Source organism: Prevotella sp. oral taxon 376 (genome assembly GCF_003043945.1).
Lineage (GTDB): Bacteria > Bacteroidota > Bacteroidia > Bacteroidales > Bacteroidaceae > Prevotella.
Window position 1 is genome coordinate 72,668 of sequence record NZ_PYXG01000003.1, and the last position, 11,310, is coordinate 83,977.

An 11,310-nucleotide genomic window follows, 5' to 3' on the forward strand; every position below is an offset into this window, starting at 1 on the left:
TTTTTTACTTTAATTGGAACTTCAGTTTCAGAGGCAGGTTGTCGGAGGCATTGCCCACGAGGGCCTCAAAGTTTCCGTTTTCCGACTTCCACGCTCCGGCTTTGTCGTCGTAGAAACTTAGGGCATCGTTGTCGACGGTGATGCTCACCTCCTTGCTTTCGCCGGGCTCGAGATAAACTTTCTGGAAGCCTTTCAGCTCCTTATAGGGGCGCTCCAACGAGCTCTCGTCGTCGTGGATATAGAGTTGTATGACCTCTGCGCCGGCCACCTTACCTGTATTTTTCACTTTGACGGTAAAGGTAATCCGGTCTTCGCGGGTCATTGCGGTCTTGTCGGCACGCAGGTCGAACAGTTTAAAGGAGGTGTAGCTGAGGCCGTGGCCGAAGGCGAAGAGCGGCGTGGTCTTGGCATGGTCTACCCATCGGTAGCCCACATAGATGCTTTCCTTGTATTCCTCGTCAATGAGCTTATGGTCCGGGCGCCATGTTCCGGGATAGGTGTTGAGGACATGAGCTCCCACATCTTCCAGTCTGGCGGGCCATGTGAACGGTAGTTTGCCGGAAGGATTCGTGTCGCCGGTGAGCACGGCAGCCAGTGCCTTGCCCGACTCCGACCCGAGAAACCAGCCCTGCACAATGGCGGGAACGCGGCTCTTCCACGGCATAGCCACGGCGTTTCCGGATATATTGACATAGACCATGTTCTTGTTGGCCCGTGCCAGCGCCTCTATGAGTCGGTCTTGATTATAGGGAAGGTCGTAGGTAAGGCGGTCGTAGCCCTCGTCGTCCTGATGCTCGCTCTTGTTCAGGCCTCCTATATAAATAATGTAGTCGGCGCCTTTGGCCTTGTCTACAGCTTCCCTGAGAAGTTCTTCCTCGGATCGGTATTCGCGCAGGTCCTGACCTGTGCGCACGCCATTGTAGGCTCCCGTAGTGTCGCCCACATACCCGCGGGCGTAGTCGACTTCGATTTTCATACCTTTTAGGCGGGCTTTCAGTCCCTCAATAGGCGTGATTTCGTGCTGTACCTTGAGGGAAGAGGAGCCCCCGCCTACCGTCATCATTTTGATGGCATTCTCGCCTACGACGAGGATGCGCCTTGTTTTCTGGAGGTTAAGGGGCAGCACATTGCGCTGGTTTTGCAGCAGCACGATGCCCTCTTCGCCCACTTTCCTGGCAGTGGCATAGTGCTCTTCGGAGCAAAGAAATCCCGTTTTCCGGTCAGGATTCATGTTGGTGCGGTAGAAGAGGCGCAGTATGCGGCGCACCTTCTCGTCAAGTTCTTTCGTGCCGTATCTACCATTGATGATGCCTTTCATGTAGGGAAAGGCCAGATAATAGTTGTTATAGGCGTTCTTGGATTCCTTGTGAAGTCCGTCGGTATGTGTTCCAAACTCCATGTCCAGGCCGTATTTCACGGCATCGTCGGTAGTCGTCCGGGCCCCCCAGTCGGTAATTGCGACGCCATCGAAGCCCCATTCTCCCTTGAGCTTCTTCACCACGAGTTTCCCGTTGGTACACATCGGCTGGTTGTTGTAATAGTTGTAGGCACACATCACGGCCCACACCTTGCCTTTCTGCACCGCAGCCTTATAGGCAGGCAGATAGATCTCGTTCAGAGCACGGTCATCCACGATGACATTCAGATTGTGCCGGTTGGCCTCGTCGTTGTTAAGGGCGAAGTGCTTCACGCAGGCCGACACGCCGTTGCTTTGCACTCCTTGAATATAGGGGACTACCATGGTGGAGATGAGGAAGGGGTCTTCGCCAAGATATTCAAAGTTACGGCCGCCCAGCGGGGTGCGGTAGATGTTCACGCCGGGACCCAGCACCATGTCCTTGCCACGATAGCGGGCCTCTTCGCCGAGGCTCTTTCCATAGATGCGGGCAAGGGCGGGGTTCCAGGATGCAGCCAGACAGGTGAGGGCGGGGAAAGCCACCACGGAGTCGTTGGTCTTTCCTGCGTCTCTCCATGAATCCCACAATACATCGGGGCGGATCCCGTGAGGACCGTCGTCGGTCCATAGGTCGGGAATTCCCAGACGAGGCACCCCGCGCGAGGAGAATTTGCTCTGGGCGTGCAGCACGCGTATTTTCTCATCGAGCGTCATGCGTGAGAGGGCGTCTTCAATGCGCTCGTCTATCGACTTGGAATTATCCAGATACACGGGTAGCAACTGTGCTCTGGTGGTTGTTGCGGCCACCAGAAGCAGACATGATATTAGAAGGTTTTTCATTTTTATTTGTTGTTTGTGGTTCTTGATTTCTTGTTTACAAGTGCAAATATAGCATATTTTTTCGAAAGACGAAATCGCCGGGGGCGGAATATTATCGCGCCCTGCCGATGTTTCTGTGGCTTGTGCTCAAACCATGGGCGGATCCTGGCAAGATTGTCGGCGGCATTCCGGGAAAGCTTCAGCTGTTGACACTCTTGGATTCAGCAACCGAAACCTTTTTGGTAAACAACTTCTCTTTTTATGGAAAGCCGCGTGTCAGTATGCGAAATACTGCCCTTTGCGCAGGATGGGGATGCCGCTCTTCATCCATTCAGGTTCCGGTGCGCCCTTCAGTTGGTAGTCGAAGAATTGCTGGAGACGGATGGTGAGATCCTTACGATTGCGCCGTTCCTTGAGGTTGTGTGCCTCATCGTTGTATTCGAGCAGCCATACGGGCTTGCCCAACCGGCGTAGCCCCATGAACATTTCTATGCCCTGATACCATGGAACGGCACCGTCGGCATCGTTGTGCATGATGAGGAGCGGAGTCTGCACTTCCGGCAACTTGAACAGGGCGGAGTTACTGACATAGAGTTCGGGTGCTTCCCACAGGTTGCGACCTATTCTGCTTTGTCCCTGCTCATACTGTCCCTGCCGGCTCGAGCCGCTTTCCCACCGGATTCCCCCAAAGGCACTCGTCATGTTGGAGACAGGCGCGCCGGCTTCGGCAGCCTTGAACATATTGGTGCGCGTGATGAGGTAGGCCACCTGATAGCCGCCCCAGCTCTGTCCTTGAATGGCCATGTTCTGCTTATCCACCCATGGATAGCCCGTGAGATACTTGGCTCCGCTGACGACGCAGTTATAGGCACTCTCACCCGGAGTGCCCGCCGTATAGACGATGTCGGGCACGAAGACCAGATAGCCCCTGCTGGTATAGAAAGCGAGGTTCACGGTCGACCAACTCGGCTGTGGCTCCACATAGCGGTAGCGGTTCTCAGAATACTTCTCGTAGAAGTAAATCATGACAGGATACTGCTTGCTTTCGTCGAAGTCCTCGGGCTTGTAGAGCAGCCCTTCCATGGGTTTTCCGTCGAAAGCTGTCCAGTGAATCAGCTCCACGGAGCCCCAGTTGTAGTCCTTTTGCTGCGGATTAATGTTGCTGATTTTCTGCTGTCGGGCAAAATCCTTGCCGGCCAGCCAGACATCGTTTGAGTGCTGGAAGTTGCCTTTCAGATAGGCATAAGAGTCTGCGTCATGGACCTTGACGATCTTTGAGAATGTGTATTCTTCCAGGGGGAGCTTCTTTAGGGCGGCGGCGAGGTTGGTGGTGGCGATGCCGTTTCTCTTGGTTCTTCTGTCAAAGACACCCAACAGGAGTCTTTCGGAGCCTGTGATATATTCAGGATCGTCTTCGTCCCGGGTCTTGATGTAGCGATAGACGCAGTTGCTGCTGCGGCCTTCGCCCCGGGTGAGGCTCACTGCCTTGTTGCCCGACAGGGGTATCCTCCAGAGATCGAACTGGTCGTAGACGAGCAAGTCGCGGTCGCCCTCCGTCCAGCCTACGGCCCCGTAGGCATTTTTCAGCATCGGGTGGTCGTCTTCCTCATCAAAGAAGTTCACGCCGAGGTCGCTCGTAAGGCTGCGCGTGCGGCCTGTTGCCACTTCGTAAGACATCCACTGGCTGGTCTGGAGGTCGTACCAGGCAACATATTTGCACGACGGCGATGCCGTTGCATGGCTTATCCGTCCCGTCGTGATATCCTTGCGCTGTCCTGTCGTGAGGTTTACGAGGCTTACTGTGAGCGGAATCTGGTAGTCCCACTGGGTTTCCACCATGTGCGGAGTGCGGTCTACCGACAGGGCAAACTCTGCGTTGCCTCGATCCACGAGGCGAATGTCGTCGTAGAGAGAGGTCGTCAGAGGTACAAGCTTTCCGTTGACGACGGAAGCCGTGCAGGTCTGCTTCTTGATTTCCTTAAGTTTTGCTTTCTCCGCCGGAGGAAGCACGGGAGCGTCGTGGCGCCATATGTCGAGCGCGGGTGTCTCAAAGGCATGAAGGGTGGTATCGTCAGGAGCGATATACTGCTGGATGCCTACGAAGATTCTCTTCCCGTCGCGGCTGTAGTGCGGCGAGCCGTTTTCGGTGATTCCCCAGTCGGCAGGGGCATCGGGCTGCGGCTCTGCCCCGACGAGTCTTTGGCTGCTTTCTGCGCCCACCTTATATTCATAGAGGGCGCAATGCTTGTTGCCCGTGGCGGCAGTATCTGTGGATTCCAGATAGAGCATCTTGGTTCCGTCGTGGCTGAACTGCGGCAGGGAATAATAAGACAAGGTGTCGCCAAGCAGGATAGGCTTGCCCGAACGGAGGTCGAGCAGCGCCAGTTGCGACTTGTGCTTCTCGTATTTACGGGTATAGGCCAATGCGGTTCCCTGTCGGTTCATGCCAAACTCCTCGACATGTTTGAGGGTGTCTACCTGTCCGCTGGCAAAGTGATAGACGAACAGAGGCTTCCCGGCATCCTTACTTTTGCGCTCTTTCTTCGGGATGAGAGCCGTGTCGCCGACGCTGAAGGCTACAGTCTCTACGGCATGCTTCCCGATGCTGTGGGAGAGTACATGTCCGAACTTCCTTACGCTGCCCGTTCGGAGGTCAACCACGGCAAGTGTGTCCTTGGGCATGTCTTCGGGTTTCTTTTTCTTGATTTTAGCCTGACGCGTTTGCTGAAACAGCGGCTTGACGAGGCAGACCACACGAATGCCGTCGTCCAGGACCTGGGCTTTATAGCCTCTGGGCACCGTGATGACTTTCCTCGTGCGGTTGTTTCGTATGAAAAGAGTGCCGTCACCCTCTTGGGGGTCTACCTGATAGGTAAGAATCCTGCCATCGGCCGACAAAGCTACAGCCGCAATGTGCTGCCAGCTGTCATATACCGAGTGGTCGAGGGGCTTCTTCTGGGCCTGTGCGGAAAGGGAGAATGCCAAAAACGCAAGTAAAGGTAAGTGTTTCATGAAAGTTGGTTTTGTATTTGATTTCGCAAAGATAAGAAAAAAAACCGGAATCGGCAATAATCTGTTTTCATACCTTTCGGAACCAAGGAGGCATGCCTTACAGGAACCTCTTTGCAGGTCTTTCCGCATGGGCAGCAGACCCATTGTCCAAGGGGCGATAGCTCCCGGGAATGTTCGTAAGCATCCTTTCCATATGTTAATTCTGGTTATCGTGATGAGTACCCGAAACGGGGCTGACATGCGCTTACGGCCTCTGAGATTACCCTTGAAATTGGACATTTAACTATTTTTATACATTTTCTCTTTAAATTTTTATTAAAATTCCAATTGATTTATTAAATTTGCAAAAGTAATCAAAAAGAGTCGCGCAGGGATGGTCAAAAGTACTTGCAATCTGACGCCATCGAATGCTCTTCTTCTATACTTAATAGTTAATGATTATGTTTTAAATAATAATAAGTACCTTAAATTAAACCTAAATTAAAAAAGCAATGGAGAAAAAAGAAAACGCTTTTAGACTCTCTTTGAGAGCAGTCTTGGCTGTTTTGATGATGTTCTTTGCCGTAAATCTTTCGGCTCAGAACATTTCAGTCAAGGGTTCTGTCGTGGATCAGTCGGGTGAGCCAATCGTCGGTGTAACCGTAAGAGTCCTTGGATCTTCGATGGGTGTGATTACTGATGTCGACGGTAATTACACGATTAGCTGTCCTCCCAATGCAACATTGGAGTTTACCTACATCGGATTCGCTTCGAAGGCGGTCGATGTCAGGGGAAAGACCACTGTAAATGTTACTATGGAGGAGGGAAGTGCCAGTCTTGACGAAGTGGTCGTAACGGCCCTGGGTATCAAGAAAGAAGCCAAGAAGGTGGGTTATGCCATCAGTACCGTGAAGGCTGGTGAGCTCGTTAAAACACAGTCCCCGACCCTTGGTACAGCTCTTTATGGTAAGGCAGCTGGTGTAGACATTAAGACGGCCCCTGGCGGTGCGGCAGGTGCCATCTCTATCAATGTGCGCGGTTTGTCTTCAATCACTCAGACCAACCAGCCTTTGGTAGTCTTGGATGGTGTGCCAATCCGCAATGGGGAAGCCAACAATAAAAGTTTCTGGGAGGATGAACGTGTAAACTCCAATGGTCTTGCAGACCTCAATCCAGAGGATATTGAGACCATCACCATTCTGAAAGGTGCATCGGCAACGGCACAGTATGGCTCGGAAGGTGCCAATGGCGTTGTGATGGTAACAACCAAGAGCGGTCATGGTGGCAGAGGTCTTGGCGTAAGTTTCAATGCTAGTTTGACCGCTAACTTCGTAGCTTACATGCCAGAATATCAGACAGAGTGAGGTCCTGGTCCTGCTCCCCAGAGCCGTAGTGGTGCGGGTGCTGATGCCTATGGCTTCTATACTCGTAACGGAAGTGGTCGCAATGGCCTTGGCACGAATTCTTATCAGTATTTGACAGGAACCACCTATTGGGGTCCGAGATACGACGGCCGCGATGTTTTGTACTATGATGGTACTGTTCGTAAATTCAACCCCATATCTTCCAACCCATATGCTCATTTGTTCCGTACGGGTGTAGACCAGCAGTATAATGTGGCTATCTCTAATGCCACAGACAAGGGAAACCTTCGTTTCTCCTATACTTATTTGAACTCTCTGCCTAATCAATATGCATCGGAATTCGATAAGCATAACTTCTCATTGGCAGGTACACAGAACATTTTGAAGAACCTGAGAGTAGACTATTCGGCAAACTACATGATTGAGAACGTGAAGAACCGTCCTTACCGCATGTATCGCCTTCTCTGTAACTTCGGAGGAATGTTTGGTGCGTTTGATGATGTTGATTATCTTCGCAACAGTGTTATGACTCCTTCAGGCTATTTGAATCGTCCTTATACTCATGGCGAGCAAACTGTAGACGATGCCAATGTTGGCTATGAGTATGCTCCTTCTAGCTATGACTTCGTTTCTGATTATCTTTGGAGAATTTATGGAAGAACGCAGGATGAGCTGAACAATCGTCTGATTGCAAAGGTTTCTCCTACATGGGATATCCTTCCTGGTCTTACCTTGAAGGGAACCATCGCTACCGACTTTACTGCCAATAGGGTTGAGAACAAGGAGTCGTCTGACAAGGCGCTTGGTTTCGGAGCAAGTGGACGCTATGCGCTTAAGCAATATCGCTATGCCATCGTCTATGGAGACGCTATGCTGAATTATGATAAGAACATCACCGACAAGTTTAACCTCTCTGCATATCTGGGATGGTCAGGCCGTCGTGAGACCTTGTTCGATCACTATTCTAGTACCGAAGGCGGTCTTTCTGTAGAGAACTGGTTTAATCTTAATGCTACGAGTCAGAAGGCCAATACCAGCAACAATGAGATGCGCATGCTGAAAACTGCAGCCTTTGGTGGCGTTACCTTGGCATGGGACAACTGGGCATACTTGGAGGGAACCTTGCGCAATGAGAAGATCTCCACGCTTGCATCTAAGAATAACTCTTACTGGTATCCGTCAGTCAATGCCTCCATATTGGTTTCAGAGATCTTAAAAAATAATCGTCCTGCATGGATGGACTATGCTAAGCTTCGCACTTCTTATGGTGTTGTAGGCCTTGCTCCTGAAATCTATCAGGCTACCATGGCTTACAATCAGAGTCAAGCTTCTGGCTACGTCTATGCTATGCAACCTTCTGAACTTGGAAACAACGATATCAAACCGGAGCGCACTTATGAGTGGGAGTTCGGTTTTGAAGGCCGCTTCCTCAAGAATCGCTTGACAGTGGATATGGCCTACTACCACAAGACCGTGAAGGATCAGATTCTGAAAACAACGACGCCTTGGTCTGCTGGTGCTGGTTCAATCTTGATGAATGTAGGTGAGTTCGAGAATAGTGGTTTCGAATTTGCTGTGTCAGGGAATCCTTGGCATACCACAGATTGGAACCTGGATCTGCGCCTCAACATGGCATTCAATAAGAATAAGGTGAAGAAGCTCCTTGGTGGTATTACTCGTCTGGAGCACAAGAACTGGGACAACGGTGCCGCTTATCTCTATTCTGTGGAAGGTGGTTCTATTGGAGACATCTATGCTTATGCTCCTTTGAAGGATGACAAAGGCAATCAGGTCATCGACGACGACGGCTATATTGCTATTACGAAAGAACCTGTAAAGGTTGGTAATGTGAATCCTAAGTTCATTGGCGGTTTTGGTTTCAACCTGAGTTGGAAGAACCTCTATCTGGATATGACGCTCGACTTCCGTTATGGTGGTTCTGTGCTCAACTTGCCTTATCAGTATATGATGGGTCGTGGAACGTTGGTAAACAGCAACCAATGGCGTGATGCTGCTCATGGTGGTCAGACCTATTATCTCGATAATAACAATAAGGTGGTTCCTGCCACGACAGCTCCTGCTGGCAAAGTGCTCTATGATGACGGTGTGGTATTCCCGGGTGTAACAAAGGATGGTAATCCGAATACTAAGATGTGTTCAGCACAGCGTTGGTATCACTGGTCATACAACTGGGGTCCGGGTGATCCGACTTATTATGAACATGCTATCTTTGACAATAGCTATGTCAAGGTTCGTGAAATCGTTGTTGGTTATCGCTTCCCGAAATCCATCTATGAGAAGCTTCATGCTACAGGCCTTTCTGTATCAGCCTATGCACGTAACCCATTCTATATCTACAAGAATATGCCAATCTTTGATGCAGAGGCAACGGATGCAACAAGCTGGATTGAGCAGAGCTGGATTGGAGGATCCTCTGTTACCACTCGTTCGTTTGGTGTGTCGCTCCATGTGTCTTTCTAAACAATTAAACTGAATACGACAATGAAAAAGATATCATTATTTATATGTGGTCTCGCGATGATGGCTGGTTTTGCATCGTGCATGGACAGTGAGTATACCGAGCTCTATAACAATCCTAACAAGACTAGCCAAGTAGGTTGCGATAAACTGATGACGGGTGTATTCATCCAGGAGTCTACAGGAAGAAACTATGCTTACAACTCTTATTGGAGAATGTACACATGGGACAACATCTTTGCAAAGTATGCTCAGACTGTAGGCTTCAATAATGAGTCGGGCAATATGTATTATGCTGCCGATAGTTATGTGGATGACCGTTGGGAGAATTTTTACCTCATGCTGAGCCAGTATCGCGCTCTTGAAGCAAAATACAATGCAGAGGATGCCGCGGCACAGGCCAATGATATAATCTATAAGAATCTGGCAGAGATATTTGTGATAGATAATCTCACCCAGATGGCCGACCTCTTTGGAGACATGCCTTATTCCAAGGCTTCTACGATTGGGCAGAATATTAATATTGTTAAGTCTAAGGCAGCTTATGATGACGATGTGGAGATTTATCGCAATGCTCTTACTCGTTTGGACGAGCTTTACAAGGCGCTGACCACCATTCAGCTCACAGAACTGCAGAAAAAGACTCTCGTTGCTCAGGACTTCATCAATAAGGGAGACCTCAGTAAGTGGATTGCTTATGCCAACTCGCTTCGTTTGCGCATAGCAGTGCATGTAGCAGCCCAGGGCACTCTTACCTCAGAGGCTCGCAATGTCATCAAGGAATGCATGGGGCGTCCGTTGGTTGAAGATGATGCCAATAACATAGAGCTCTATGCCGACCTCGATGGTTTCAACTATTGGGAGAATTTCCGCGATGGTTACAAGGATATCAACAATGTGGCTTCTCAGCCCATGATTGATGCTATGCAGAAGGTCAGTGGTGAGAACGACCCCCGTCTTTTGGTCATGTATGAGAAGAATGCTGACGGAAAATATGTAGGAAAGAGCCGCACAGAGACTGGTAATTTCCAGTCTAACCATGCTTCCTCATGGAACGAGAATGGTCCGCTCAAATGGGGTGAGCACTATTACTCATATCTCGACTCTTGTACTTTCACTGGTAACAACTATTTCATCAGTCCTATTCTCACAGCTGCCGAGGTTCACTTCCTCAAGGCTGAGGCCATTCAGAATGGTTGGGTATCTGGTGATGTCCAGGACGAATTCGTGAAGGGTATGATTGCTTCTACAAAGTTCTACTATCGCCAGAACAATCATGAGTATGGTGGTAAGACTTATCCAAGTGTTAAGATGTCTCCAACAGGTACTGTGGCTGCCTATCTTGGCGATGCTGCCGTTAAAGCCTATGCGGAAAAGGCTTGGAATGCATTCAGCGATAAGCTCGAGGCGATCATGACCGAGAAATGGGTGCACTTCGGTGCTATTCAGCCGACACAGGCTTGGACAGATATTCGTCGTACAGGCTTCCCTGCTCTCATCTATCCTGCAGATAACTCTCAGCAGAATGCAGATTTCAGAAACCTTCCAAACCGAGTGAAGTGGCCTAACACAGAGCGTGCGAGCAATAGCGATAACTATAATGCAGCTGCAGCTATTCAGGCTGATAGCCCTTCTACAAAGCTTTTCTGGCAGAAGTAAAACAGCAAAATCGTGAAAACGATCTTTGCGGTATCCATACATCATACTCCTCGGCAGTTTCCCTGCCGGGGAGTATTTGTCTCTCGCACACCTTTCATGGAGAGGCTTTCCTGAACCATGGTCTCGTTGGGGAGGAATTGTTGTCTGGTTTGTCTCCGTCGGGTTGAGCCCGGAGTTGCAGCTACCTCTATATAATTAAGGTGTCGAATAAGGAGGCCTTTGTCCGCAATTTATACTTTTCGATTTGCTTCGTCGTGTCTTGATTTTTTAAAATTGTGATACATTTAGCATGTGATTTGTTGGCTGTCGGTTTTAAATTGTTATCATATCTCCTGCTCTGGGTGTCGATATGTCGTTTATGCTCGTCTTTTGCATGGGGTCGGTATTCAAGGCATTTATCGATTTTTGTCTATGAAGCATTCCTTTCTTCCTCTCTTTTTTAACACTTACGGTTAATAAATGTTTAAAAGCGGTCTTTTTATATAAATTTATTTGTTTTTGGCCGCAAATTAATCTATATTTGCAAATACGATCTATGGAAAAAGGCCTTATTATTTAATTGCTGAATTGTTACTTGGAGTAACATTTTCCCATGTCAAATGA

5 protein-coding genes are annotated in these 11,310 nt (G+C 49.5%); 3 read left to right on the plus strand and 2 right to left on the minus strand.

The window, feature by feature from the left end; all coding sequences use genetic code 11:
* Positions 1-4: 4 nt before the first annotated feature.
* Positions 5-2,236: a glycoside hydrolase family 3 C-terminal domain-containing protein gene (locus C7120_RS12615; RefSeq protein ID WP_107622003.1), complete on the minus strand. Its 2,232-nt coding sequence runs from the start codon at positions 2,234-2,236 to the stop codon at positions 5-7.
* A gap of 255 nt (positions 2,237-2,491) precedes the next feature.
* On the minus strand, positions 2,492-5,227 hold the full coding sequence (locus C7120_RS12620; RefSeq protein WP_158267376.1) for a prolyl oligopeptidase family serine peptidase: 2,736 nt from the start codon (positions 5,225-5,227) through the stop codon (positions 2,492-2,494).
* 491 nt (positions 5,228-5,718) lie between these two features.
* Between C7120_RS12620 and C7120_RS14255 the strand changes: the two genes are divergently transcribed.
* From C7120_RS14255 to C7120_RS12630, 3 genes are all read left to right on the plus strand, one after another.
* Positions 5,719-6,570, plus strand: coding sequence for a TonB-dependent receptor plug domain-containing protein (locus C7120_RS14255; protein WP_233247116.1), 852 nt, complete (start codon positions 5,719-5,721; stop codon positions 6,568-6,570).
* A gap of 111 nt (positions 6,571-6,681) precedes the next feature.
* Positions 6,682-9,051 carry a TonB-dependent receptor gene (locus tag C7120_RS12625; protein WP_233247117.1) on the plus strand — a complete coding sequence of 790 codons (2,370 nt, stop codon included), beginning with the start codon at positions 6,682-6,684 and terminating at the stop codon, positions 9,049-9,051.
* A gap of 21 nt (positions 9,052-9,072) precedes the next feature.
* On the plus strand, positions 9,073-10,707 hold the full coding sequence (locus tag C7120_RS12630) for a SusD/RagB family nutrient-binding outer membrane lipoprotein (RefSeq protein WP_107622005.1): 1,635 nt from the start codon (positions 9,073-9,075) through the stop codon (positions 10,705-10,707).
* The last annotated feature ends 603 nt before the right edge of the window (positions 10,708-11,310 follow it).